Source organism: Thalassotalea fusca (assembly GCF_053485835.1).
Genome location: NZ_JBQRUN010000003.1, coordinates 96,066 through 122,909 on the forward strand (window position 1 = coordinate 96,066; position 26,844 = coordinate 122,909).

The following is a 26,844-nucleotide window of genomic DNA, read 5'->3' on the forward strand; positions in this document are numbered from 1 at the left end:
GTTGCAAACCAGAATGAGATACTCAGCCGCTTTAGACACAGCCAACTGAATACAGTTCTTTCGTTTATATTGACTTGATAATCTCGGTCATAACTATTTTCGCTCCAGCATTACTAAGATGGTTAGTATCAGCATAGAATGATGTGGATTCATGAATTACCGAACAACGATCTTCTACAAAGGTATTACAGAGAATCTTATGGGGGTATATTCTATCCAGTTGCTTGCTTTCATCGAATGAGTCTAGCACAGAGATTGTGAATGAATTTCTATCAATAAACTTAGCAAGTGAAGTAGAAACTTCTATGTTTTCCTTCTTATTTTGCCAGGCTTTTTGAATACCAATAATTGGCGCATCCCACCCTACCTCTGGTACAGGGTAAACTAAAATAACCTTTTTGCCGGCATTGAGTAGCGTATTAATATCAAACTTCATCCTGTCAGCAATCAGTTCTCTTCTTCGTATCAGCGGGCGAATTTCATTCTTAAATTGAACGTCATCATATATGACTTCATTTGTTACCCCCATTTCAACGCCCCCTTCACCATTATCGAATCTTGTTGATTCTAAATACAACGTAAAACGCGCAATGAACAAGACAGTTTTAAGGCTATTGTCTGCGATAACCTCTTCGTAGGCTTTTTGATAATGCGTGTCACATGAGTCTCGGTAACTAACGATATCATGCCTATAAAGTCCCCTAAAAGGTGGGCAACCAAATTTTACGTAGTTTTTAAATCCTTGTCCTTTATTACTTAAAGCATTATCAAATGACTGTAAAAAGGACGCCGCATGCGAGTCACCAAATACGGCTCCCACCACATTCTCCGTGTTCCCCATTAATTGTTTGTTTATTTTACTAGCGTCACTCGCCGTCAAGTGAATCTTTATGGCATTGTCAGATAGCCTGTCTATAAAACCATCTGTAGATTGCCCAACTAGTCCAAATCCGATAAATGTAACTGACCCCAATAGCGTAAAAGAGAATATTTGATTACGCGTAAAAATCGCTTTGTTTCTAAAAGGAGATTCAATATATTTCCAGCTAAGATAACCAAACGCTAATGAACAAACTGCCAGACACGAAAAAATGATGATATCTGGTTTCTCAGCGGTCATATGCCTAGCAAAAGCAAATAGCTGTTGATGCCACAAATAAGCGCTATAGCTTATCAATCCTATCCCCACAAAACACTTCGATCCCAGCAATTTACCCGTCAATGATTCATTTGACGTGAACATTATTATTAGCCCAGCACCTAAAGTTGGGACAAGGGCATACAAGCTAGGAAACGGCGTATGTTCATCGAAAGTAAAAATCGCTAAACATATTAAAATTAAACCTAAGCTACTAAAGATTTCACTTAGTATTCTGTTTGCAAGAAGTCTTCTTGCTAGAGTTTCTTGATAAACAAAATAAAAAGCTATACTGGCTCCTATAGCCAACTCCCAAGCTCTCGTAGGGAGTAAGAAGAAGTTAGCAGTCGGTTGGTTTACTGCCGCCCATTGAGACAGTACCATGCTAGCCAATGTGATGAATACTAGTATTGTTAATATCCAACGTTTTCTAAACGACCACATAAACATGATAAACAAAGGAAAAAATACATAGTACTGTTCTTCTACTGCCAAGCTCCAGGTATGTAATAATGGCTTCAGTTCATTAACTTCCCCCCAGTAACCACTTTCCTGCCAAAACAAAATATTTGATGAGAAGAGAGAAACAGCGATTAGACTTTCCGAGAAGTCTTTCATATGTTAAGGCGTAAGCCATGCCCAAGCTAAAATAGTCGTGACGAATAAAACGAAAAATAGTGCAGGTATAATTCGTCTCGCTCTGCGTTCATAGAAGTTAACAAGAGAAAATGTGCCTTTTATCTTTTCAGACAAAATAATACTGGTTATCAAAAAGCCACTGATCACGAAGAATACGTCGACGCCTACGAACCCGCCGCTAAAGTGTTCAAATCCGGCGTGAAATAATATAACAGGTAGTACTGCTACGGCTCTAAGTCCATCTACTTCTTTTCTATAGTCCACGGGGTTATCAAAAATTGAAGCGCTAGATTAACCGAAGCAGATAATTTAACAAGTACTTTCTTTTAAGATTAAGTGCATACTGCATAGTAAACATTTACTACTGCCCAGCTTAATACTATATTCGTCGTCACCCCCGCAGTTCAAGACTCTACAAATAACAATGTAGTGCATTGGAAGAGAGAAGATAACTCCAACTTCATATCCTTATAACCATATATTTAAAATGCGTTATTGGAAGTTAACTCAAATATATACAACAATGAAAAATTATAACTGCATTGGAAATGCAGACAAGAGCTTGTCGGCGCTAAATTTAATACACTTGACTTTGCAGTTTGCTACTATATCGTCAATATCAAATTCCGTTTCTTTTTGTATTTCTAGCGAGGTGAATTCATCAATTCCAATTCCTGCATAATAATCATTGAATTTGAAGGAATTCATTTTATGAAGCACAATTCTACAATTTGAAATGCCATACGCGTCAGAAGCAATAACCCCATGAAGTGACGAAGAAGCAATATGCTCGCATTCATGTAGATCGTCGATAAACCCTTCCAAACTGTCCGTTTGAATATCTATTATTTTTACATCAGGGTGCTGGCTTGCAGCTACGATCCACGGATGTGACTTATGCTCATAGTGAGGTACGATTCCTAATTTATATTTCTTATTCACAGGAGATTCAGGAGAATACAACTTAGGTAACAATAACGCAGGATCCCCGTATATTTCAGGGCAATCGATTCCTGCATCAAGTAACATTTTTCTAGAATGCGGCCCTCTAACTGAACACACTTTAGCAGGCTTTTCTTTCACACGTTGCCTATCAGACAAGAAGCCAGACCCCCATATAACACTGTTTCGATTAGCTGTTACAAGGATAGAGCCAATACCCAATAGGTGGGGGCGGTGTGCCAGCGGGCAGTTTGAAGCTGTTTTCTTTGAAACATACTCAATAATATCTATATTGATTTTGTCACCCCAATTAAGAGTTTCCTCGTAGTATTTTATATTGATGGTGTTGGCACGATGAAACAGATTTCTATATTCATTAGCTGCAACTGCTTTGAGTTTAGATGTAACTTTTGACAGCACAAAAATTCCCTTCTATAGCAAAAGTAAGTGAAAGTCTGGTTATACACCAGTCATTAATATTAATTGAATTTACTAATACATCATTTTGTTTATTGGTTCGTGTTAAATTTATCAGATTCAAGTACAATTGACCAACCGTTTGATAGCTCCTCGTCGATTAGAAATGGAATACCTAGGAAAAAACATTTATCCACATTTCTCTAATAGTGAATACTGCCTATGTGTAAGAGACAAAACAGTCTATCGCTATTTTTACCAAACTAAGGAAATGGAAGAATACTTCCAATTACCGCCAAACTCTTCGTCCATCAAAGACAAAATAAAGCACAAGATTTCAACAAACCCGTTAATCTCAACAATCAAGGCTTCAATGGGCATCGGACATGTAGTTGAACTTGCCTCCAAAGTTGTTGTTGTTTTTTACGATAAGATTTATCGATTTGATCCGAATGATAATAGCGAGTATGCCAAAGTTGTCGCCCGCTTTTCAGACTGTGATGCAATGCCCCCATTAAGAAATGGAATCGCAGTTAATCCCAACAATGGCGATTGCTTTTTTGGTGATTACTCAAACGATTTAACTCGCAAAAGTTCAATTTTCAAAGTCGGAAATGATGGGCGAACGTTTGAGAAGTGCTTATCTTTTCCCATTGAAGACGTTAAACATGTGCATGGGGTATTTTGGGATGACTATAGACAACAGTTTTGGATAACTACAGGCGATAGTGACCAGCAGTCGTGGTTCTACACTGCAGACATTGAGATGCAAAACGTAAAAAGATTTCAAGGTGGAGATCAAACCTGGCGTGCGGTTTCATTGGTGGTATTAGAAAAAGCGTTGGTATGGGGAATGGATGCTGGCCAAGATGCCTCCGCACAAGACATTAACTATATGTACCATTACGATTTTGAGACAAAAAAACGTACCCGTACCCAAGAAATCGGTAGTCCAGCTTACCACCATACTCGTACATTAACGGGCAAGATTATCATTACAACGAATTTCGAGCCATTATGCCGTCAACCAATCGAAAAAGAAGCTGCAATTTGGATAAGTCCCGACGGTCTAAATTGGGAAAAAAGGCTATCACTTCCATATGAAGCAACGCCTAGAGTAAACGGTTCTAAGTATGCGTACATATATCCTCCAGTAGGTGTTGTGCCTGATGACAGCTTTCTTTTCACATCAACTAATACAGGAAGTAATTCATGTAAACTGTCGAAACTTTCAGTTACCTGACTTGGACTCTTCAAGTAAGTATAGAGATTCAATTATTTTGCCAACTTCACTTTCAGTTAAATTTTGTAAAGGTAATTCGAATAACCCCGAAATAGATGAACAATCATATGCCTCCGACCCTCTGCCATAGGCCTTTTTAGCTTGAACTCCTCGACTAGCTAAGAATTGTATGACTTTTTCAGGAGATAGTTTACGTGTTCTGACGATTAGCCTAGATAGATAATTAATATCATTAGTCAATTGAATAAACTCAAATGTTTTAAATTGCCCCATACGTCTTCGGTAACAATCAAGTATCGTTTTAATCTTGCACTTCCTTTGAGCAAGAGACTTGAACTGGCATATGGCAATACTAGCTTCCAATTCTGATATTTGACGGGGTGCATAGTGATCAAGAGTAGCGCTCGTTCTTTTTTGCTTAATGCGTTGAAGATAGTAATCAAGGTTCTTGAAGACTCCCTGAAAATAATAACTACAAAGAAAATGAATTAAATTTGGCCACCTAGAATGTGCTGGTAATAAAGACGCTGCATATTTCTTCGAATAGACTAATAGATCTTCATTATTAGAAAAAAGGACTCCCCCTGACGCTTGCACGCCAGTGACGATAGTTTTTGCCTGTGCAAAACTCAGGATTCCCATATCACCAAACGTTCCTAGTTTCCTACCGTTAACCTCCACCCCCGCCACTTGTGCCGCATCATCGACTAAGAATACAGAGTTTTCACGACAAATAGTCTCTATATGCTCTATATCAGCTGGCTTGCTATACATATGAGGAGCTATTACTGCTCTAGTTTTTGGATTAATAAATTCTCTTATTTTTGATGCATCAATATTCAAATATTTGTCAACAGGGACATTTACTGGGATACATCCTGCACGAAGAATAGTTTCAGGAACACTTGTACAAATATATTCAGGTATGATTACTTCAATAGCTGGAGGCTTACATAATCCAGCATAATCTAGTCCTATCTTTAGCGCTGCACGAGCAGAGTTCATAGGCACAACGTGGCATTGATACTGTGCTTCAAGCATTTCTACAAGCAATGTTTGGTATTTAGTCTCACCTCGAGTAGGTTCGAAGATGCTTGACAGAATTGCTTTCCACTCAAGAGCTCCCCAATGACAAACGTTAGTGCGGATCATTTGTAGCCTATAATCTTCGATTTGATTCGTTCTTTAAGCCTAAAAATATATGGGCCTAAGTCATACCAACGAAATACAGCTCCGTGCTTAACTACATCCAAATTATCAAATGTGGGTGAGCCGTGAGCTAAGGAATTAGCATCCGCTATTTCGTCATACCATATAGTACTAGTTTTGTCAGAATTTCTTTGTTTATTCTCGGTTTTTCGTCCCAATAAATGACTACAAATTACAGTTAAAATATTAGTACCGGATAATGTTGCAATTTCGTGCTGATAGTCTGTTCTTCCTACTGTAGGCTCAATCATATAAAACGCTTGCCTTTTAGTATCAAATTTATATTCCATTCCCATGAGGCCAGTAAAGCCCGTATCCTTGGCAAACTTAGAAGTATATCTAGTTAGTTCTGCGTGTGCTTCAGGCGCATCAACACAACTAGCAGTTCCACCAATTCCTCGCGGCCAAGAGCGTAGTTTTCTCCCCGTAAAACCAATCACAGGGTTACTCAACTTATCAAAGTAAATAATATTAAAGTAAATATCGCTGTCCTCACCCGTAATCCACTCTTGTATTATCATATCGGGCATAACTGGTGCTATTTCTTTATAGAGTGCATATACAGCTTCGATAGATTCCACCTTATAAGCTTTTTTAAATTGCTTACTATAGGCTTTATCTTGACGTAAGGGCTTAAAAACACATGGGAAATCTAATACATCTAATAAAGCATTACTGCATTCAGCAGTCCAAAATACCGCTTTGGGTATAGGAGCTTCGTATTTTTCAGCAAGATACTGAAATTGAGATTTTGACTGTAAATCTGTTAGTAGTTCATGTGAAGGGAAGTCAAATAAGAAATACTGTTCCAATTTTTTTCTGTTTTCACTAACTAATTCAACCGTTTTTTCCTCAGTTAACAACAATACGCTTGGCTTGGCGATTAACCTACCAAAAGCGATTAAATCTTCAATGATTTGTTTATCGGTCGTAGTATCTACATAGAATTTTGTTCCATATTTCGTTCGGCTAACTAACGTATTCTTTTGAGTTATCAATGCTGTACAAAATTCCTGTCCTAGTGAGCGCATCACCCCAAGTGCATTTATGCCAGCTCCTACAACTACAACCTCGGTATTATGAAAACTTTTACTTTTCACCTGCTATTCCTTCTCTAACCCCCAGACCTCTTTTGAACGGCCACATGTTTAATCGGCGCTCTGAAATTCCCAAATCTACTAACACACCTGTCAACAGTTCAATGCCATCTCTACGGATGTATACTATCCACAATGAGTAACTGACAATTCCAATAATAACTTTGGTGAAGAATGTTAAATAAAGGGATGTATCTTCTTCCGTTTGCGACCAAAGAACATCAACACCCCAAATGGCAAACGCCATGAATAAGCAGCCCGTAATGGGAGTCACTAATTGTTTTACGTAAGACAAAATAGATAGTTGGTATTCTCTCTTAGCCAAAACTAGTAAAATCAACATTAATAAAGGGTATATAATTGCAAGTGACGTAGCTGCTCCATTCACCCCATACCAATAACTGCCAATTAACACAGCAACAGGTACGAATACAGCACAAATGGTCGTATAGCGCGCAGTGATATTAGCTTTTCCTATCGATATGAATGCTTGTGTCAACAACGGATCAATTGACTTAAAAAATGCCATGACACATAACAATTGCATGGGAATAACAGCTTCATACCATTGTTCACCTAGTAGTATAGGAACCAATTCTTCTGCAGTAAGCATCATACCAGCTAACACAGGAAATGTGATTAGCGAGAGTCCAGCAGTTAACTTTAATAATGCATGGTTCATTCCGCTTAAATTATCTTGGAGCTTTGAAAACAAAGGAGAGGCAACTTGAATTACCAAGTTCGTAATGTGTGCTGTAGGCAAATCTGCAAGAGTTTGAGCCATTGAAAATATTCCCGTTTGCTTATCTCCCACAACTTTACCCAAAATTAAAACCTGTGCGTTGGTGTACATGTACCAAGTTAGTCTGGAATAGGTGACAGTTAGCCCAAACCTAAGTAAGCTAAATGCACCTTTAATGTTGGTATTTAAGCTAGGCAGCCACTGACAAAGAATAACAGTAACACTTGTTTTAAATAGTGAAGCTGCAATTAACCCCCAAACCAGAGACCAAGTCTTGTACTCCCATAAAGCGAACAATAAAGTCACAATACATTGTATAAGAATGCTTAGAAACTCAATTCCGGATAACAGTTTGAATCTCATTTCTTTAACAAGTAACGCCTCAGGTACTGATCTAAACGCACCGAAAATAAACGTCACAGCGATAACCTGTAATATTGACGTAATCTCATCATTTTCATAAAATTCAGCGGCCTGTGGCGCAAAATAGTAACAAAGTACGAACAAAGTACTACTGATGAGTAGACTTAAGAAAAATACACCCGACAACTGCTCTTGCGAGGTAGATTTTCTTTGAATAATTGCACTACCAAACCCCACATCGTTAAAAAATCTAACAAAACCGACAACAACCATTGCCATCGCCATTAGGCCATAATCTTCAGGCGCCAATATTCTCGCCAAAATTAGCGTATTTATAAATGAAATTATTCTGCCAGCGCTTTTACCAGCCCCTAGAAAAGCAATACCTTTTAGTGTTTGTTTTTTCAGATCTGACACAAATTACCCTATTTGCTCTAACAACTGTACTAGCTGTTTAGTTTTCTCATAGCGTGAGAATCGCTCTATATTGCAACGCACTTGTTTTTCAATCGTCAAAAGCGTCAATATTTGTTGTTCCAGCTGAGCTTGATTTTCAGCTTGATATGCCATATCAACATCCGTCATTGCCATGGCTGTAGCACCTGAAGTCGCGGTGTAGGCTAAAATAGGTTGTCCCGAACGGATATACTCAAAAAGCTTTCCGGGAATTTGATTATTAAACAAAGGGCCTTGAATAAGCAATAATGCATCAACAGACATCATTTCTTTAATAGATTCCACGTAACTAATGGAAGGAGTAAACGATACAAGATCTTCAATACCTAAGGTACTCACCAGTGGCAGATATGCGTCGCCATTTATTCCTCTAAAGCTAAGTTCAAAAGAGCCGCTTGAAATTTTATTTTGCTTTTTGAGGTTGGCTAACGCCTTAAAAATAGCCGTTGGATCACGCCCATTTTGATAAACAGCGCCACTATGTAGCAGCACAAACTTATCATTTTCTTTAGTCTTTTCCACCCCATTAAGTAACGAAGCAAAATTTCCTTCGTCATAGCCATTTTCAATGACATGAAACTTGTCCAACGGCAGATCTTGATAGAGAGATTCATAAAGAATAGAGGCTTTACGTGTTGTAAAAACAACTTTGCTTGCATGAGTAATCGTCTTTTTTTCAATCCGTTGCGCAAGATTTAGGTACGATTTTACCGAAGCATCATACCGACTTTGTACAGGATCACGGTAGTCAGCAACCCAAGGAATTCCTGACCACTTTGCTAAATGGTAGGCAATTGAGTGTGCCGTAGACACGGGATAAGTCGACCAAATCACGTCAGGCTTATATTTTTCAATCAGCTCTTTGCCAAGTGGTATCGCCTTAAATCGCCACGTCCACCAGCGATCTGGCTCCTTCATAATACTTAAATACTTGCCTTTGATAGCGAAATCTCGAGATGCATTAAATGAAAACGCACGGTAAACGTGTTTTATCTTGTCCGAAATTTTTTGGCTGTCATCAACACTTTCATGTGCACTTGGTTCCACTGTTAACACAATAGGTTCCCAGCCAAAATCTAACAAATACTCGGCAAATTTTAATGTCCGTTGCACGCCTGCACTTTTACAAGGAGGAAAATCTAGTGCAACCATCAGTATCCTTTTCATATTATTTTGCATTCTCTATTTGTAACTTCAATTGAGCTAAGCATTTCTCAGTTAATGCCCCTACAGGACTAAATTTATTGCGATTATAACCACATAGGTCAGTATCATACTGACTGAGGTGGCGTTGAATATCCGTGAAATCATGCATGATGTGATTATTGTCTTCTTCAACACGCGCTCCGTCGCGACTTCTTACACTACCTTCAATATGATTGTTCAACACGCGAGCACTGCTTTGTGTAAAGCGTATGTCGATACCAAGTGAATTTAACACAGTATTGTTATGTATGAGCGTATTAAATCCCTTGTTTATATATATTCCAACATCTTGGGAGCAATTGAGAATTAAATTGTTGCGCATTGTACCATCAGAGTGTTCCTGCTCACAGAGACCATCACGACAATAATTCTCGCCAGTGCCACCGCCACCAAATGACAAACCAATCCGTGTACTGCCATCATTTGGTAACGAGTTCTCACAGTCAACAATGTTTTGCTCAAACACGCCAGACTTCGCATCGCCTTTAATAAATGCAGCGTAACTCGTATAGTCACTTCCTTGCTTGCTATTGTTGAGTAAAATGTTCTTTCTGATCTGCCAGTTATTACCGGCAACCACGTCAATATGCGTTACAGCACTAATTGTCTTTCGTGCTGAATCATTGGTTAATGTATTATTTTCAATTATTGCGTTGTCTGGGTATCGCCTATTTGCTGAATCTCCTACGCCATTCGCCTTAATAATTGAATTGAAATTGCTTAACAAGTTATTTCTAATCTCTACACCACTGGCTCCAGCAATATGTACTGCATGTTCACACATGCGATGATTGTTGCAACTGCCTATGACTTGTAAATTTTCAAGGTGCCAATGATTTCCTTTGATCAAGAACCCTTCAAAGCTATCTAGTAATACTTTGACGCTACCAAACTGCTGAGCCCTAAGTCGAATAGGTCTATATTCTTCACCATCAGCATCTAGGTGAATCCGGCCTCGTTTTATCCGGTATTCACCGGGCATAATGATTATGTCTTCGCCTGCTCTTGCATCTGAAATTGCCGTCAAAAGTTCTTCAGATGATTCCACATAAATTTTGTGCTGACCCAGTAAGCTCTTTCGTGATTCGACCGAAGCATGCGCACCAATAAGTCCGTTATTTAAATCGAATGTGTATCGCGAATTTACTTTTTCCGAGCTAATAAGCGTTGCCAAATAATCGACAGGTTTAGCGAGAATGTTGAAAAGGGGCGATTTATGTGACTGCAACGAAGCGCTAGCTCTTTCCAAAAAGACCTGCGGCGGTAAGTCGTAGCGATTGTAGGTATGCACGGCCACTATTACACTGATGATCAGCGCGATGAGCATTAACCCATGAAACAATATCCCTGTCACGTAAAAGTACTTTGCAATCCCCTTAATAAACCTACTTAACATGCCAGCCTCCATCAATTGTACGCAATGAAGTCGAACATGTTTGTTCCTGTTCTTTTTCACTATCTTCGCACATGAACACTTGTTTAACATTCATAGGAAGTTGGGTAAGCGCAGTTTGATCACGCGAAAATAATACCGCGATGTCTTCAGTTATATAGGCAGTATTCCCATTGGTTAATTGGACCTTTTCTGTACGTTCATAACGATAGTCACCTATGCTTGGCCGTGCCACTGTTACCATTGAATGATTTGTACCTTCTGGCACCAGTTCTACTTCAAGTCGCCAGTTTGGTGCTTGTTGCTTAGCTTTACTCGTCAGTCCTTCTACCATATTTTTGCCAGCTGACCCTCTGTCTAAATGAGATGACTTCACATAGAACTGGTAGTCGTTTCCACCAATCATGAAAACTCGCTGGGCTTGTTCGACAAATTCCAGCGTAAGTTTTCCCTGACCATTTTCTATCTGCACCCACTGAGTAGATGTGGCACTAATCCCATTGTTTTTGTCACCTTCAATAACCTCCTCAAGAGCAGCTGAAGGTCTGTTAACTGAATGAAATAAGAGCGACACGGGGTAGTCAGCACGAGTCGTTTTGATCTGATCTCGAATAAATAACAAATCTGCATCATAAATGTACAGTAAGCTACGTTTTACCAGTGAGACTTTGCCACCTTTCCCTTGACTGTCATACCACGTGCTATCGTATGCAGTAGTCAGATCGGAAGATATAAATGAAATATTGTCGTCATGGTAAGAAGCTTCCATTTTACCACCAGCCAAGTTTGCACCAGCAACTCGTTGTTCATACCAATGTTTGGGACTTAAGATTGCACTACCAAGTGGCTGAGTAACTCTTTGCCCACCATCATCATACTTATCTGAGGGGCGTTTAATTAGAATAGTATTCTTAGCAACACTTCGAATGGAATAATTGAGTCTGTTTTCTTGATTAAAACCCTGGTATTGGCTGCTATTAACCAACAATGGGGTTGCTTTGAACAAACTAATATGACCATTGTCATAGTGCCCATGATGGGTAAATGAATCACCTGCTCTAAACGTAATAAACGTCTTATCCGGTTGCCAATGTTGATGAATATAAGCTTGACCAAAATAACTCTTACCAAAGATATCCATTGTCGGAGGCTGCGGATAATGCTTATTGACGAGCGCAGATGAATTTCCATACATCACTTGTGAATTAAATAATGACCACCCCCACCGATATCCACGATAATAGCTTTCTCGCCCATGAATTGCTTCAAGCCTCTCAGAAAATTGAGACAATACAGGATCGTCAATTGATTGATGCAGGATATCAATGACACGACGAGTCTCATCTTTAAGATCGATTCTAGGTCCTTCATCGCCAATCCCCTCAACAATGTTATCTGGGCGTGTGGCATAAACGTGCCACCTACCTATACGCTTCATCACATCTTTAATTCGCGCATGCCAGATGTTAGATTCGGTTCCTTGGAGATAAGATGAGAGTGCCAGCGCAACATAAAAGGCACGTGCATTGATCCAATAATTGTAACCTTCTGGCCATCCTTCTGTGATTTCAAGCGCTTCAACCATCCCATAGAAATGAGCACTTACCTGCTCGGCTAATTTTTCGGGCGGCGCATCAAGCGCAATATAGCTGAGCCACATTTGTGCGGTTAGTGTAGTACGGCCGTGCCAAAGCGATGGGCTATCATCATTCAAAAGTAGTAAGTAATGTGTAACCGCTTGAAGAAGTTTCTCTTCTATAGCTTTCCGGTCACCATCTGTCAGTGTAATTAAGCCTTTCACACTGTCGTAAATAAATGCCAACTGCCATCCATTACCATGGTGTCCACTAGCATTAGGAGCTACGATGTCAAATAATAGCATTCGTTGCTTTATGACATCTGCCAAATCTGGTCTTTTTGATATTAAGAAACATGCGGTATCCCACATGGGCCCATTATGCCGACAAGGATCATAACTTTTATATTGTTGAGTGGTTAGATCAACCTGTGGGGAGTTCCTATGCAAAAAAGCGGTCTGCTTGAGTATTCTGGGAGAGTTGCCGATGAATTGAGGGCGCAAGGGGGCGGGAAAGTTTTGTTCGATAAATGCTTCATTAACAAGCGTATCGCTTAGAATACCTTGCGCTAATCCAGTCTTTTCTGCCAACCGATAAATAAACTGTTGTGGTGTTAGATCAAAAAACTTTGCAACCAGTACAATGCTACATAACAGTGCCACATGCGCAAATATACCGGCAACAATAAAATACGCTCGCCGAATGGACATAATTAATTCCGATAGTTAAGTGCTAACCTAAAGCAAAATCGCCATTCTGTTTCATCCCATGGTGTAAACCGTTTGATCTTGAATCTATCGCCATGTAAATTTCCGAGAGTGCCCCAATTCGTTGATAAAGCCCCTTTGAAACCCAGTTTTTCTAGTAATAAACAATGTTCCTCATTAAAGTCTTTATCGATTTTACCGTTTGGAAAGGCGAAATAATCGACAGATTCACCGATAATATCTTCCAAGATCTTACGTCCTTTAGTGACTTGTTCTTCGCAAACGCTAATATTTTCAACCTGCATAATAGGATGATTATGCGTATGCGCACCTATCGTCATACCGTTGTCATGCATTTCTCTTATTTGATTTGGTGATAAAAACGCTGGTATTGGTTTAGGGGCTTGTGTTTGTTTATAAATATTGTCAATGGCAAGCCGACGCTCTTCCAATGTCATATATTTAATGGTTTCCAGTATTTCAGATTGACAGTTTTGGCGCTTCCTAAATGTAGAGATATCATAAACTTTATTATTTAGGTGAATCTTGTCGAGCGTATTTGGTGCAAATGATATCGCATTGATAACAAATTCATCCCATAACCCGCCTTCCGAAATACCCTCCGTAGTTATGAAAAAATTTGCAGTTAATGACTCTTCTTTTAATGCTTGATAAATATGGTAGTAGCAATCGCTATATCCATCATCAATGCTAATACAAACAGCACCAGCAGGCAGCTCATCTCTCTCCATTAATTCAATCGCTTCTGGTAGAGATAACACATTAAAGTACTTCTTAAGCCATTTTAGCTGGCTTCGTAATAACGACAGCTTTAATGTGTGAGGCTTCAGGGGATCAACGTATTCATCAACCCGGTGATACGTGAGCACATTAAGTTTGTTACCGTTCGGTCCTTTTGAACAATGTCGTATAACGCGCTTTAAAAGCCAACTAAGCAAAATGATTCTCCCTTCTTTTCTTGACCATTTCTTCCTTTGTTGGAACCTTCACTACATGGTGTTCAATGGCGTAAATAATGGCAAATAGTGCATAGAGCATATCAAAATATGCCAGACTCACCGCGCCACCTCCAGCACAATATGCCACAATAGATACGCGTATCATGTCACACAAATTAATCAGCTTGGGATCTTGACCACTTTTCTTTAAGTATCGTGATAACCTTGTTGCCTTAAGGTAGCCAACAAGCAAGATGCTTAAGAAGATAAATAAACCAACATACCCATGATCGCCTAATACTTGGAAATAGATACTGTGAGCCGCTTTAAAGCCCGTTTCAGACATATGCGAAGTGTCTACTATACCGTTAAAGTGTCGATATGCTTCGTAGTTATGCCAAACTGTTGATAGCTGGCCACCTTTAAATCCTGCACCTGTAATAGGGTTGTCATTAGCAATCAACACCGCCGTTTTCCAGGCCAGTACTCTACCTAAAAAAGAACCATCTTCTGTAGCCTCGTCAATAGTGTCCATACGATTAGACCATTCTGAAGGTATATAATTACTACCAATCCCTACAGCTAGCGCAAATAGGCAGCTGTAAAGTAATTTACGATTGCTTTGTAGCCAAAAATAGCCAGCAACAATAATCAAGGCAACCACACCACCGCGAGAATATGTGCCTATAATCGCTACCACGCAAAGAGCCACCGCCATATAAAGTCCTAGGCGTATAAATCTCTTTTCGGTGACATTTGCCATATACAGCATCAACGGCAGTAACATATTAAAAGATAATGCTAGTTCATTACGATCACCCAATACGTGCCCTGCAAGTCCGTGAATTCGATGTCCGCCACCAGAAGCAATATATTTAAGCCCTTCTAAGCAGCCATAAAAGCCGATCGAAAAGATTAATGCCCAGATCATCACGTCTATATGTAACTTTTTGCGAAGCACCGCAATGCAGAAAAAGTAGAGTAGTGTTATTTTTAGAAATTCAATCCATTCAGCCCAGACAAATTCCGGTAAAGATATCGTAAATATGCTAGTAATTAGCGTCCAAACAAGAAAAAGCCCTATTAAGAAGGATGTTTTATCTAGACTTACTTTCCCTTTGTCCTTCCAAAAAACATATGAAAGAAATGCAAAAATTACGATAAGTAAGTTATAGCGGAACGAGCCTGCAAAGCCGTATACCCAACCATTTGGAAAATGCATGGCAACCCATAGCCACATCGCTGCTCCAATAAATGGTCTTTTGAATGATGCATAAACCAAAAGTGGAAATATGACTATAAAAAGTAGATCTCTCACTTATCATCACCTTTTTCGTTTGAATTTTCGTTCGTATCAGGCTTATCGTCTTCTTTTAAAGCCCAAAAGCACAAATAGACAACAGCACACAAGTTGCAGGCCCAAAGAAAACTTTCCATAATTACGCCGCCTCTACTTTTGAAATAACGTATCTAAATTTACCTGACTTTTCCGCTGCAATGGCGTCGACTTGTTCTAACGCTATTTGTACATTGTCGCCAAGGCGAGCTTTAAACCCATCAATTATTTGTGTTTTCAATTTGTCAGTTAACGTATCAGTTGGTACAACTTGCACTCGCGTTAACAATTTAGTTTCTTGAACAATTTTGAATTCTTCAATCCCTTCCAACTCTCGTAGCACATAGATAAGCGCTAGCCCGTGCATGACGGTGCCGTCTTCAGCAACAATAAAATCAGTGGTTCTACCTTCAATCTCTTTAAGCGCAGGTAATCCGCGACCACAACTACAAGGCTCTGGATCAATCGCGGCAATATCCCCAGTTTTATAGCGAACAAACGGAAAGTCGGATGTCGCTAGATGCGTGACAACGATCTCACCTTTTTCGCCCACAGGAACAGGATTACCTTCTGTATCTACGATTTCAACAACGATATCTTCTGCGGATAAATGCATTTTTCCACCGGGGCATTGATGTGCAATGAAGCCAGCATCTCGGCCTCCGTAGCCATTGGCCACTGGCGCAGCAAACACTTGTTCAATGACTTCTCGTTGATACGGATAAAGACGCTCAGAAGTAACAAACACCACTTTGATGCCAACATCATTCATATCAATATTATGCGTTTGGGCGGTTTTGGCGATAAGACTAAAAACAGAGGGGTAGCCAAATAACATCTTCGGCTTAATGCGTTTGATTTCATCAATGAAATGCAAGATTTTGCTTTCATCCATATCGAATGCTGGAATAAGCGTTGACCGAAACAGCTTATCACGCGCAATTCTGACCTTATCTTGGGCACCGAGCTCGATGGGAGAGCCCCAAGCAACAATTTCTTTGTCGCCAATATCCACATCCCACCAACGAGTTGCTCGCCATTTTTCGGCTACATCATGACTCACTCGTTCATTACTCAATAAAAATGTTAACGGTGTGCCACTGGAACCACCTGTAGTGAAAGGCTTAACTTCACCGCCGTTTTGCGCTTTAAGTTGGTCAAAATTGTCACGAATTACCGCCTTTGAGAGAAATGGAAGTTCAGATAGCTGTTCTACGGACGTCAATTTTGCAGGCTTGAACCCTTTCTCTTCAAACAACGATTTGTAGTAAGGAACATTTTCACCGATCTTGCTCAAAAACGAGCGCAACCGTTCTAATTGCAGCTTGGCTAGCTTATCTTGCGAATACCATTGAGACTTTTCCAATGCACGATTAATTGACACCGTTTGGTGTTTTTTCATTTTTTCATGCAGTGGAAACAACACTGATGATACTAATTTGGTATATAGTCGGCTAAACATGATGTTAACTCTCGTTTTTTTCTATCGCCTGACAATAACAATTCTGCAATTTTTGCCAAACGTTTGACCAATAAAATTTGCTGATTGTAGTCAGTCCATTCTCAATCAGGTTGGCTCTAATGTCTTCATTTTCGATTATTTTGCACGCATATTCAGCAATTTTCTTTTCGTTAGCCACGTCGACAAGGTATGCATCGTGCTCGTGCTGAACCAGCTTGGGAATACCGCCAACATTTGTTGAAATCACAGGCGTACCACAAGCTAATGATTCGATAATAGAATTAGGTGTGTTATCCACAGTACTGGTGTTAAGCATCAGATCCGCGTGTTGATATAATTGCGCCATCTCACTAGGGCCTAAGCGTCCTGTAAATGTAACGTCACCTGTCAATGACAAGTCAGCGACCAGCGTTTGTAATGACGTTAGTTCAGGCCCTGTCCCTGCAACGGATAATTTTGCTTGTGGATACTTTTGCTTGATCAATGCAAACGCGCGAATCGCTGTAGCAACGTCATAAATGGCTTCTAGGTTGCGCGTCACTATCACGTGTAACTGCGCTGAAACTGGTTTTTTCACTGGATAAAATAGCGTTTCGTCCAATACGTTTGGTACTATTGCCGCTTGATAACCGAAATCAGCGAAAACTTCTTCAAGAAAAGGCGATGGCACAACGATTCCTTGCACTTTCTTAAGCGACCAATTAACTGACCGCCATGATTTTTCGAAAAAAGCACGCGCATAGCCCCCTCGATAATTGACGATAACGGGCTTTTTGAGACTTCGACCAATCACAATTGCGGGTGTGGCAAACAAATGCCACGACCAGCCAGAGTTAGCCATAATATGAATTACGTCACTCTTCGACAGCTCAGCTCTCAGTACCAATATATACGATATTAAACGTGCAAACGCTCTAACCACAGGGATCTTTCCTATCCATTTGGGTCGATACGATGCATTTACCTGCACAATGTTTACTTCAACATTTTCAGATCTTAAAAATTCACCCAGTTTACGCGTTTGATTAGCCATACCTCCAGCTGGTGGTGGCAAAGGGCCAACGATCGTGACACGCTTAATCGTACTCGCCATTACTTAGCCACCAAGCCTTGGTATAGCGGTAAGTAATTGCTTACACTGGTTTGCCAGTTTCGAATATTTTCCACATAGTCTCGTCCATTGCGGACAATTGTCGGCCACTGGTCTTTTTGTTCAATCAGCGCAGCTATCTTTTCCGATAAATGGTTGATGTCATCAGCCTTGAATAAGTAGCCATTCTTATTGTCTTCAATCATTTCATGATGGCCACCAACATCAGAAGCAAGCACTACTTTACCTTGTGCCATCGCCTCTAAGGGCTTTAAAGGTGTAACCAAGTCAGTCAATCGCATTGATTTTCTTGGGTAAATCAGCAAATCTACCAAACTATAATATTTGCCGACTTCAGCATGAGGTACTCTGCCAGTAAAGATGACACGATCTTCAATACCAAGTGACTTCACCTGTGCTTTTAGGTTCTCTTCTTGTGGACCACCGCCAACAAGTAGTAATCGCACGTTGTCTCTGGTTTTCGCAATATCGGCAAGCGCAGCGACAGTCAAATCAAGCCCTTCATAGGCATAAAAGGACCCTAAAAAGCCAAGTACTTCACAACCTTCTAAACCAAGTTCCTTTTCTAACGCTTCGTCTTTTTCCGTAATAACATCGAATTGTTCAACATTTACAGCATTGGGTATTACCGTAAATTTAGACTCGGGGAATCCACGTGCGATTAGATCACTTCTTAACCCTTGGCAGATAGTAGTTACCGCATTGGCATGTTTAACAACATGGGTCTCCATCGCTCTCGTTAAACGGTAACGTAAATCCCCTTCCGCACAAGTGCCATGATCAACCGCGGCATCTTCCCAAAACGCGCGAATTTCATATACCACCGGTAAGCCTGAAATCTTCGATGCTTTGAGTGCCGCTAAACCATTCAGAGCAGGTGAATGTGCATGGATAATATCCGGCTTTTCTATCTCTATAACTTCAAGAATTCGTTCTGTCATCGGCTTGATAAGCGCTAGTTGATTTAACACTGGCAGCTTAGACATCAGTCCTTTGGGTTGTGCAGAACGGTAAAAAGTTAAGCCATCAACCTCTTCAACTTCTTTTTCCGCATTACCATGCTTAGGACTCGTGACATGGCAAGTTTCAATTCCTGCGAGGCGCTGCTGCTTTAAAATTGAGCGCGTGCGAAAAGTGTAGCCACTGTGTAAAGGTATTGAATGATCTAAAACGTGTAGTACTTTCAAAGCTTTACCATCCTATATTTTTCAATTTCATCACTTGATGGTAGGTTAAACGAATCGCACGCCGATATTAATTCGTCGTACACATTTGCTTTAATTGGCGACATTAATCGCTGCATTTTAGTCAAGGGGTTAGCTAGCAAGTAGCCTTTTAGTAAATCAAAGGCTGACTTCGGGAGTTCACCAATGGCTATGCGCTTCACTGCTAGTAACTCTCGAAGAGCTTTGTTTTCAAAGTCACCTTGATATTGACGTTTCCACCTTTTAAGCTGGGAAAGTACGCTTTCCAGATTAAGCATGCTTTTCTCTTCCAAGCCCCAACTAATATCTGGAATCACGCGAATCAACGTGCTATCCCACTTTTGGTCTTTAGGCGAAAAATTGAAATTAATAATAGCCCCTACAAGCCCATCCACCCTATATAAACGCAAGGGGATTCGAAAGCTTCTTTGTCTAATTTGCTCTACCGCTGTATCACTTAATATGCAAAAGTTACCATGTATACCACCATGCGAAATCATGGCCTCTCTCAATGCCTTAGCACTGCGTCCCACAGTAGGTACACCTGAAGCGGCAATAAAAGGGGATGACTGATATTCAACGTCTAGTTTTTTGAAAGCATCTTCTTGAACATAAACATAACCATCAATAAAGACATGTAAGTCCGCTTCAGCTTTAATTAGGTGAAAATATTGATTCCAAGTATTTGCCTTATCACCATATGAAAAAAAGTAAGCGTTTACTTCTATCTGATCATTCGTTAAACAGTTTTCTTGATAAAACTCTACTAACTCATTAAATAAAAGTTCATTGCCGTTAACAAGGACATTAATAATTACCTTACCCGAATAATTCTGGGCGGCAGTAATACAAGAGGCTATTGATTTACTCAACACTTGTAAGCCTTCACGATAGGCGAAAATTGAGATACTAATAGTATTAGTCATAATTTGTCGTCACTGTTGTCGAATAAATGAAGCGAACATGAGTAACGTCCAAAGCGGTGCACTATATTCACGTCGTCCAGATTGATGGGCGTTCACCCATTGTTCAATGGTGTTCATGTTAAATAGCCCACATGCTTTCATCTCTTCACTCAGCAATGCAGAACGTAGTTTTTCTTTCAATGGGCCGCGGAACCAATCCGCTAATGGCACCCTAAAGCCCATTTTATTGCGGTATAACACATCGTGTGGCAAATAATCTTCCATCGCTTTTTTCAGCACATACTTGCCTTCGCCGTGTTTAAGCTTCGCTTTATATGGAACGGTCGCACTCCACTCTACAAATTCATGATCTAAGAACGGTACACGCACTTCTAAGCTATGTGCCATACTGGCGCGATCAACTTTTGTTAAAATATCGCCCACTAAGTATGTTTTTATATCTAGGTATTGAATCAATGACAACGGGTCATTACCGTCGAAATTTTCTTCATGCTCTCTGAATACTTCGATTGCACTATAATCCCCTAAAGATGAGAGCACAGACGGCGAGAACAAAGCTTTTCGCTGCTCGTCGTTTAATATCGAAACGCCATGAAAATAACCTTCAGCAGTATCCATTGCTAACGATTGAAATGTTGTTTTAGCACGAAGAAATTGCGGCGCCCAGTCTAATTTGGGATATAACTTGCCTAGAGGTTTGAATATCGCCTTGCGGATGCTCGCAGGAATTTTTGAACGCACTTTTTCTTCGTTCATCATTAAGTTGTATCGGCGATAACCCGCCAGCAACTCATCAGCGCCATCGCCAGACATGCACACGGTCACCTTTTCTCGTGCCAGCTGACACACCCGGTACGTAGGCATTGCCGAACTGTCAGCGTATGGTTCATCATATAAACCCGCTAACTCATCAAGCAAATCAAAATCGTCACTCTTAACTATTTTTTCTTGATGATCCGTTTGATACTTTTGTGCCACCATGCGCGCAAAATCAGTTTCGTTGTAATCAGCGACGTCAAACCCGATTGAGCAGGTTTTCACTGGCTGCTTACTTTCCTGCGACATCATTGCGACTACGGCACTTGAATCAACGCCCCCTGAAAGGAAGGAACCTAACGGCACTTCTGCCATCATGTGGCTATCGATAGATTTCTTAAATTCCGTGATGAGTGCTTCCTGATAAGCCTGTTCATCATAATCGGTCTGATTGGCGTAGCTAACATCCCAATACTTACTGATCTTTGGCTTTGGAGAATCAACACTTATCGACAATGTATGACCCGGCGATAACTTGGCTACCTGCTTATAAATAGTATAAGGCTCGGCAACGTAACCAAAGGCAAAATATTGCTCTAGTGCTTTTGGCTCAACCGTTTTATCTAAATTAGGGAGTAATTTTAAGCTCTTAAGTTCAGAAGCAAAATAAAAGACGTTATCAATTATCGCCCAAAAAAGTGGCTTAATTCCGAGACGATCACGGGTTACATATAATGATTTTTGTTTTTTGTCCCAAATAACATAGGCAAACATGCCACGCAGACGGTGAATGCTCTCTTCACCCCATTCGATATGCGCTCTTAGGATGACCTCTGTATCGGAATGCGTTTTGAACTGATGACCTTTGGCTATCAATTCCTCTCTTACCTCAGGAAAGTTATATATTTCACCGTTAAAAACCAAAATATAGTTGTCACAATCACTGATCATCGGCTGTTGTCCCGAAGACAAATCAATAATCGAGAGACGGCGGTGACCTAATGCTACATACTCATCAACATATTCACCGCCTTCATCAGGCCCACGGTGAAACTGTGCTTGGTTCATCGCTGTTAGGAGGCTGTTTTCAACAGTTGCTTCTGAAGAAAGTCTAAAAAAGCCTGTGATTCCACACATTTATCTTTCCTTACCTAGATATAAGGTCGTAGCACTTACTGTACTGCTCAACCATAGATTCTTCACTAAACTCTTCAACCACTCGTTGTCTTGCTGCAACGCCCTGTGATTGAATGCGCTCTGGCTGCGCGATATATAACTTTATTGCTTCAGCTAACGCCGTAGAATTTTGTTTTTCAACGAGCTGACCTTCAACACCGTCCGTAACCACTTCAGGTATACCGCCTACAGCTGTAGCAATAATCGGTGTCGATGACGACATTGCTTCTAATATTGTCATCGGAATGCCTTCAGCGATAGACGATAAAACGAAAACATCTGTTTGCGAAAGCAACTGTGCAATATCGTCTCTTGCACCTAAAAACTTAATGTTATTGGCCAGTTGATATTTACTTACTTTTGCTTCTAGCTCAGTTTTCAGCGGGCCATCACCAATAATATTTAATTGTGGTAATGCATCAATACCTAAGTCCTGCTTTAACACGTTAAATCCGTCAATTAAATTGGCATGATCTTTAATAGGAGACAACCTCGCAATAATTGACAATCGTAACTGTGTTGCCGGAACCTTGGGCAGATTAAATTTATTAGTATTGATGCCGTTATGTATTAGCTTAACTTTGCTGCCAGGAATATTCACTTCATCTTTTAGCCAGTGAAACAAGTTCTCACTCACGGCAATATAGTAATGTAAAAACGGCGACATGAGCCTGCGAAGCAAGTTGTGTTTTTTGTTTTTACCTTCAGGATCGTTAATGTCACGTCCATGTTCAGCATGAATATGCCCTTTCACACCTGCCAGACGGGCAATCGGATGATACTCAATCGTCGCCAAGTTATAGGTATGCAAAATGTTCGGCTTAATCTTTCTAAGTAGCTTAAACAACTTACCATGAACAGAAAGATCACTACCTGGACGCTTATTCAAACAATATACGTCGACGGGCTCATGTAAGGCGTCTTGCGAAAATTGATTGGCGTCTGTTAAAGAAATAATGACATGCTGATAATTTTTTTCTGCTTGCATATTTGAGATGCAATTTAACATCACGCGCTCTAACCCACCAATATCCAATTGATAGATAAGGTGCACAATGACAGGACGCTTATTCAACTTGTTATTTCTCCCGCTGCTTCATTCTTGACATTATTGCTATTAGCTGCGCTTTATCAGTTTCTAGTGACGAACCGCCAATAATGGCCGTTGCGCGAACATAGCTATAATCAGAGCCTCGGGTTAACGTTTCCCATATTTGCAATACTTTAGTTTCAATAGCTGAAACACTGCTAAACTCACCAATCTGATATTGATACAAATACGTAAGTGCTTTGCCGCTAGTATTACGTAAACGTACTAAGCCTAGTGTTTCACCATTATGGTTAAATACCTCTTGATCAGTGACTGTCCAGCGTTCTGGGTTGTGTAAAACGTTGGCAAAATTGATAAGCTCACCCGAAGATTGCTTGTTGCCGTACTTCGCTACGAAATACTCAGTATCATTAGCAACCTGTACGTGAGACTGAGCTACAGTCTGTTGAAATGAAATGCCCCAGCTCGAACGCTCAACTGGTTCTGAATCAAGGATTTTTGCTGCTTGTTCAGGTACTGCTACAACAGAAACGCTTGCTTTAAGCGAATAAGCAAAAACGATTAGAGCCAGCGGCACGATATAAATCCATACTGGTTTAGCACCATTCGCACCAAATTTTGTATCGTTGCTTTCTAACGCAGGAATATCGTCAGCAAACTTTCCACCCAGCCAAAACATGAGCATGATAACAAAACCAAAGAATAACCAGCCATATACTAAATGGTCTGCGCCTGTGGCATATTTCATATCAGAGTAATGGGCAATAATAACGATTAAGTAAGCGCGAATGCCATTGGCAACAATAGGTAGCACAATTGCAAAAAGGATAAAAATAACCTGTTTCTTTGTTTTATCATAAGTCAAATAGGCGTATAGCGTGCCTACCGCAACTGAGGCGATAAGATAACGAATACCAGAACAGGCAACGGCGACTTCAAACATACCCGAAGGGACTTGGATATATAAGCCATCTCTAAATACGGGGATACCATGAATTTTAAGTAGAAAAACAGTAATCCACGCCGTTACATCTTGCAGCCACGGAATTAGATTTTCGCCCAAAGGTACAGCAAATATTAGGAAAGCGATAGGAAAGCGATAATACCAAGTAAGCTTGTTTCCAAATAACGCCCACAGCAAGCTAATTAGCACAATAACGGCAGACAATTGTTCAAGCACTGCAATGTCAGCGGTGAAAGCCACCACATTGAGCATCACGCCACCAACGACAAAGGGAATCGCCCACCAGCTAAAGGTTACTTCGCTATTGAGCAAAGGGAGTCTATCACGCCATATCAGCCACAAACTTATAGGAAGAATGAAGTAGCCATGAGCAAAGGTATCAGACCGTCGCCAAATCGCTTCCATGCTCATTAATGCGTCATAGAATAAAATAGCCCATGCCGCCAAGAATACGGTACCGATTAAAATAAATGTTGTATTTGTAGTTTTCATATTTTAATTGTTGGTAACATTAGTTCAAATTTATGGGCTACTTGAAGTATTTCGACAAGGTAGCCAATGTGCTTTGCCACGTGAAATTAGCCATAATCCACTGGCGATTACCAATCTCTTTGTTTTGATTAGTAAGATAGTCACAGCATGCATCAGCAAATTGCTGTTCGTCATCAGTAACTACAACGCCACTGGAATTTTTTGCATTTATTCCTTCCATTGCCATGGTGGTGCAAACTACCGCTTTGTTTAATGCCATCGCTTCAAGCACTTTGTTTTGAATACCACGAGCAATGCGCAGCGGTGCAACCACACAGGCAGCCTCAGCAATATACGGACGAATATCATGTACACGTCCAGTAACAACGACACCATCAACTTTGGCCAATTCTGTCACTTCAGCAGTTGGGTTGCCACCGACAATATAAAATAACGCTTGCGGCTGTGCTTTTTTCACGAGAGGCCACACATGTTTTACATACCATACAACCGACTCTACATTAGCCCAGTAATCCATCGCACCAGTAAATGAGATAAAAGGCGCTTCAGGCGTGTTTTCTGCATCAAACTCAGCGTCTGGATCAAAAAAGTCGATATCTACACCATTCAACATGCCATGAACTTTAGCTTGATCATTAGATTGTTGCCGTTGACGAAATAAGGCAGCTTCATCAGGAGAAACGAATAAACTATGGTCAAAATGGTGGCAAATATGGTCTTCATAATCGGCGAGTAAGCGATATTCACGATTAAAAAACCATTTAGCTATACCCGTTTTCTTTTCTGCATATTGTCGCCATTTATCAGAATCTACATCAACAAAGTCAATAACTCTGATTAACTCTTTAAATTGGTCGCCCTCACAATATTGCGCCATTGACGACGAATAGACAAACACATTCTTTATCGCGTGTTGTGCCACAATTCTTCGTGTCCATTTGAACATGTTACTGTCAGCGTAATACGGCAAAGTAATCGGCTTACCTGTTAAAAAGCCTGTTAATCCTTTTATTTTGGCGATGGTCTTATTCTGCGTCAGTGTATGTACTGATTTGCAATAAGGCGTCAGTGCGTCTTTATACTGCTCATCAAAAGGATCATCAATGAAACAACCTAAATGAATCTCGTAAGACTCACTTAGTTTTTTCAGGATGTTAAAAGAGCGAATCTTATCGCCCTTATTAGGAGGAAATGGAATACGATGACAAAGAAATAGTAACGGCTCCTTGTTCATTTGATTATCCTAAGTATTTTGATAAGAAAGGCCCAACAAACTGACTAACTTTCAAAGGAAGTTTTTGCCACATGCTAATGAACATACGATATTTGGGATTGTTAGGGCTTAGATTCGGTAAATCATCGGCCTTAACCAGATGATAGTAATAATGTAAAGGGCGTGGTTCCATGCCCCAATTTTTCTTGTACTTGTATGGACCGCTATCATTCTTGCTACGGCCAAAGTCGAACCGTGAATAGCCCTTATTACGTGCCCAACACATTACTTGATAGTACATGAAGTCGGCACTCTTAATGAATCGTGAATCACTATTACCGCCACCGTAATAAGGCAAAACCGTATCATTGAAGTAAAAATTCATAACAGCAGTAGACGAATTGCCGTCTTTGTCTTTGATAACGGCAATATCAAGATCTTTATCAAACACCATAACTAAGTTACTAAAGTAACGCTTGCTAAAAATCGGCGTTCCAAGATTCCGATAGCTTTCAGACAGTAACTGATAGAAGTCATCAAAGCCATCGCGGTAATTCACTGTTAATTCATTTTTAATAGAATGACGAATGACTGCACGTTGTTTTTTCTTCACTTGTGCCAGAATTTGTTCATCATCATCAGCTAGCTCGCAGCTAAAGGTCGTGTGCGCTTGCTTAAGTAACATACCGTTATCTTGTTCATCAAGGTAGCGCAGTTCAAGGTAGTCGACATTAAGTTTTTCACTTAAAGCAATAGCTTCGCGTTCAAGTAAACGTTTTACTTCCTCTGTGTCGGCAATGGCACCGCCATATACACAGAATGGTGTAGAAACCAAAGCGTGTCCAAACAAGGCACTCTTCACCTCTACCAATGGCAGCACACCGCTGATTCCCTGTTCTGATTCTGCGTATAAAAAGTAGCAGGCATGACCAAAACTATCTTGAATAACCGTTTGCCAGCCACTTAAATGAAAAAAAGTGCCTTCTTGATGCGCCTTAACGTACTCGTCCCATGCCTCAAACACAGGTGTTGTAAGTGATTTGATTTGGTAACTCAAGACTAAA

The 26,844-nt window shown here is 40.3% G+C and carries 20 protein-coding genes and 1 pseudogene; 1 reads left to right on the plus strand and 20 read right to left on the minus strand.

Translation table 11 applies throughout. The features are described 5' to 3' along the window. Positions 1 to 64 precede the first annotated feature (64 nt). From ACSLUK_RS04805 to ACSLUK_RS04815, 3 genes and pseudogenes are all read right to left on the minus strand, one after another. Entirely contained in the window at positions 65 to 841 is a 777-nt protein-coding gene (locus tag ACSLUK_RS04805; protein WP_448547643.1) for an SGNH hydrolase domain-containing protein, read from the minus strand. Between the two features lie 216 nt (positions 842 to 1,057). After that, a pseudogene (locus ACSLUK_RS04810) lies at positions 1,058 to 2,041 on the minus strand (acyltransferase family protein); the annotation flags it as partial. Positions 2,042 to 2,308: 267 nt separating this feature from the next. Then, the gene (locus ACSLUK_RS04815; protein WP_448547387.1) at positions 2,309 to 3,139 is read right to left on the minus strand and encodes a polysaccharide pyruvyl transferase family protein; all 831 of its coding nucleotides are present in this window, start codon (positions 3,137 to 3,139) and stop codon (positions 2,309 to 2,311) included. Positions 3,140 to 3,302: 163 nt separating this feature from the next. Here ACSLUK_RS04815 and ACSLUK_RS04820 point away from each other — a divergent pair, with 163 nt between their 5' ends. Further along, the gene (locus ACSLUK_RS04820) at positions 3,303 to 4,379 is read left to right on the plus strand and encodes a hypothetical protein (protein WP_448547388.1); all 1,077 of its coding nucleotides are present in this window, start codon (positions 3,303 to 3,305) and stop codon (positions 4,377 to 4,379) included. Here ACSLUK_RS04820 and ACSLUK_RS04825 read toward each other — a convergent pair. The 17 genes from ACSLUK_RS04825 to ACSLUK_RS04905 all read right to left on the minus strand — a co-directional run bounded on the left by ACSLUK_RS04825 (position 4,368) and on the right by ACSLUK_RS04905 (position 26,837). Beyond that, positions 4,368 to 5,531 carry a DegT/DnrJ/EryC1/StrS family aminotransferase gene (locus ACSLUK_RS04825; RefSeq protein WP_448547390.1) on the minus strand — a complete coding sequence of 388 codons (1,164 nt, stop codon included), beginning with the start codon at positions 5,529 to 5,531 and terminating at the stop codon, positions 4,368 to 4,370. The two genes, ACSLUK_RS04820 and ACSLUK_RS04825, sit on opposite strands and share 12 nt — an antisense overlap. Beyond that, positions 5,528 to 6,688: a carboxylate--amine ligase gene (locus ACSLUK_RS04830; protein ID WP_448547391.1), complete on the minus strand. Its 1,161-nt coding sequence runs from the start codon at positions 6,686 to 6,688 to the stop codon at positions 5,528 to 5,530. The genes ACSLUK_RS04825 and ACSLUK_RS04830 overlap by 4 nt, the downstream gene beginning before the upstream one ends. After that, positions 6,678 to 8,207 (minus strand): lipopolysaccharide biosynthesis protein, encoded by a 1,530-nt coding sequence (locus ACSLUK_RS04835; protein WP_448547392.1) that lies wholly within the window; start codon positions 8,205 to 8,207, stop codon positions 6,678 to 6,680. Before ACSLUK_RS04835 ends, ACSLUK_RS04830 begins: the two co-directional genes overlap by 11 nt. 3 nt (positions 8,208 to 8,210) lie before the next feature. Then, entirely contained in the window at positions 8,211 to 9,413 is a 1,203-nt protein-coding gene (locus tag ACSLUK_RS04840) for a glycosyltransferase (protein WP_448547393.1), read from the minus strand. A 1-nt stretch (position 9,414) separates the two neighbouring features. Further along, the gene (locus ACSLUK_RS04845; RefSeq protein WP_448547394.1) at positions 9,415 to 10,848 is read right to left on the minus strand and encodes a right-handed parallel beta-helix repeat-containing protein; all 1,434 of its coding nucleotides are present in this window, start codon (positions 10,846 to 10,848) and stop codon (positions 9,415 to 9,417) included. After that, positions 10,838 to 13,132, minus strand: a complete 2,295-nt coding sequence (locus ACSLUK_RS04850; protein WP_448547395.1) for a heparinase II/III family protein — start codon at positions 13,130 to 13,132, stop codon at positions 10,838 to 10,840. Before ACSLUK_RS04850 ends, ACSLUK_RS04845 begins: the two co-directional genes overlap by 11 nt. A gap of 2 nt (positions 13,133 to 13,134) precedes the next feature. Continuing rightward, positions 13,135 to 14,088 carry a polysaccharide deacetylase family protein gene (locus tag ACSLUK_RS04855; RefSeq protein ID WP_448547396.1) on the minus strand — a complete coding sequence of 318 codons (954 nt, stop codon included), beginning with the start codon at positions 14,086 to 14,088 and terminating at the stop codon, positions 13,135 to 13,137. Beyond that, positions 14,081 to 15,406, minus strand: coding sequence for a putative O-glycosylation ligase, exosortase A system-associated (locus ACSLUK_RS04860; protein ID WP_448547397.1), 1,326 nt, complete (start codon positions 15,404 to 15,406; stop codon positions 14,081 to 14,083). Before ACSLUK_RS04860 ends, ACSLUK_RS04855 begins: the two co-directional genes overlap by 8 nt. A 121-nt stretch (positions 15,407 to 15,527) precedes the next feature. After that, the gene (locus tag ACSLUK_RS04865; protein ID WP_448547398.1) at positions 15,528 to 16,886 is read right to left on the minus strand and encodes a phenylacetate--CoA ligase family protein; all 1,359 of its coding nucleotides are present in this window, start codon (positions 16,884 to 16,886) and stop codon (positions 15,528 to 15,530) included. Positions 16,887 to 16,890: 4 nt separating this feature from the next. Beyond that, positions 16,891 to 17,979, minus strand: a complete 1,089-nt coding sequence (locus tag ACSLUK_RS04870) for a glycosyltransferase family 4 protein (RefSeq protein ID WP_448547399.1) — start codon at positions 17,977 to 17,979, stop codon at positions 16,891 to 16,893. Further along, on the minus strand, positions 17,979 to 19,184 hold the full coding sequence (locus tag ACSLUK_RS04875; RefSeq protein ID WP_448547400.1) for a TIGR04063 family PEP-CTERM/XrtA system glycosyltransferase: 1,206 nt from the start codon (positions 19,182 to 19,184) through the stop codon (positions 17,979 to 17,981). The genes ACSLUK_RS04870 and ACSLUK_RS04875 overlap by 1 nt, the downstream gene beginning before the upstream one ends. After that, on the minus strand, positions 19,181 to 20,128 hold the full coding sequence (locus ACSLUK_RS04880; RefSeq protein WP_448547401.1) for a hypothetical protein: 948 nt from the start codon (positions 20,126 to 20,128) through the stop codon (positions 19,181 to 19,183). Before ACSLUK_RS04880 ends, ACSLUK_RS04875 begins: the two co-directional genes overlap by 4 nt. Before the next feature lie 9 nt (positions 20,129 to 20,137). Beyond that, positions 20,138 to 22,021, minus strand: coding sequence for an XrtA/PEP-CTERM system amidotransferase (locus ACSLUK_RS04885; RefSeq protein ID WP_448547402.1), 1,884 nt, complete (start codon positions 22,019 to 22,021; stop codon positions 20,138 to 20,140). 10 nt (positions 22,022 to 22,031) lie between these two features. Continuing rightward, a complete protein-coding gene (locus ACSLUK_RS04890; RefSeq protein ID WP_448547403.1) occupies positions 22,032 to 23,135 on the minus strand; it encodes a TIGR03088 family PEP-CTERM/XrtA system glycosyltransferase in 1,104 nt (367 codons plus the stop codon). 4 nt (positions 23,136 to 23,139) lie between these two features. Beyond that, entirely contained in the window at positions 23,140 to 24,567 is a 1,428-nt protein-coding gene (xrtA, locus tag ACSLUK_RS04895) for an exosortase A (protein WP_448547404.1), read from the minus strand. Positions 24,568 to 24,604: 37 nt separating this feature from the next. Continuing rightward, positions 24,605 to 25,801 carry a TIGR03087 family PEP-CTERM/XrtA system glycosyltransferase gene (locus tag ACSLUK_RS04900; RefSeq protein ID WP_448547405.1) on the minus strand — a complete coding sequence of 399 codons (1,197 nt, stop codon included), beginning with the start codon at positions 25,799 to 25,801 and terminating at the stop codon, positions 24,605 to 24,607. Positions 25,802 to 25,805: 4 nt separating this feature from the next. Then, positions 25,806 to 26,837, minus strand: coding sequence for a FemAB family XrtA/PEP-CTERM system-associated protein (locus tag ACSLUK_RS04905; protein ID WP_448547406.1), 1,032 nt, complete (start codon positions 26,835 to 26,837; stop codon positions 25,806 to 25,808). Positions 26,838 to 26,844: the final 7 nt, after the last annotated feature.

What these genes read in the sequence shown, in the direction of transcription:
- ACSLUK_RS04900 (WP_448547405.1), bottom strand. Translation starts at nt 25,801, where the DNA reads ATGAACAAGGAGCCGTTACTATTTCTTTGTCATCGTATTCCATTTCCT.
- ACSLUK_RS04885 (WP_448547402.1), bottom strand. Translation starts at nt 22,021, where the DNA reads ATGTGTGGAATCACAGGCTTTTTTAGACTTTCTTCAGAAGCAACTGTT.
- ACSLUK_RS04840 (WP_448547393.1), bottom strand. Translation starts at nt 9,413, where the DNA reads ATGAAAAGGATACTGATGGTTGCACTAGATTTTCCTCCTTGTAAAAGT.
- ACSLUK_RS04825 (WP_448547390.1), bottom strand. Translation starts at nt 5,531, where the DNA reads ATGATCCGCACTAACGTTTGTCATTGGGGAGCTCTTGAGTGGAAAGCA.
- ACSLUK_RS04850 (WP_448547395.1), bottom strand. Translation starts at nt 13,132, where the DNA reads ATGTCCATTCGGCGAGCGTATTTTATTGTTGCCGGTATATTTGCGCAT.
- xrtA (WP_448547404.1), bottom strand. Translation starts at nt 24,567, where the DNA reads ATGAAAACTACAAATACAACATTTATTTTAATCGGTACCGTATTCTTG.
- ACSLUK_RS04820 (WP_448547388.1), top strand. Translation starts at nt 3,303, where the DNA reads ATGGAATACCTAGGAAAAAACATTTATCCACATTTCTCTAATAGTGAA.
- ACSLUK_RS04865 (WP_448547398.1), bottom strand. Translation starts at nt 16,886, where the DNA reads ATGTTTAGCCGACTATATACCAAATTAGTATCATCAGTGTTGTTTCCA.
- ACSLUK_RS04805 (WP_448547643.1), bottom strand. Translation starts at nt 841, where the DNA reads ATGGGGAACACGGAGAATGTGGTGGGAGCCGTATTTGGTGACTCGCAT.
- ACSLUK_RS04870 (WP_448547399.1), bottom strand. Translation starts at nt 17,979, where the DNA reads ATGGCGAGTACGATTAAGCGTGTCACGATCGTTGGCCCTTTGCCACCA.
- ACSLUK_RS04880 (WP_448547401.1), bottom strand. Translation starts at nt 20,128, where the DNA reads ATGACTAATACTATTAGTATCTCAATTTTCGCCTATCGTGAAGGCTTA.
- ACSLUK_RS04845 (WP_448547394.1), bottom strand. Translation starts at nt 10,848, where the DNA reads ATGTTAAGTAGGTTTATTAAGGGGATTGCAAAGTACTTTTACGTGACA.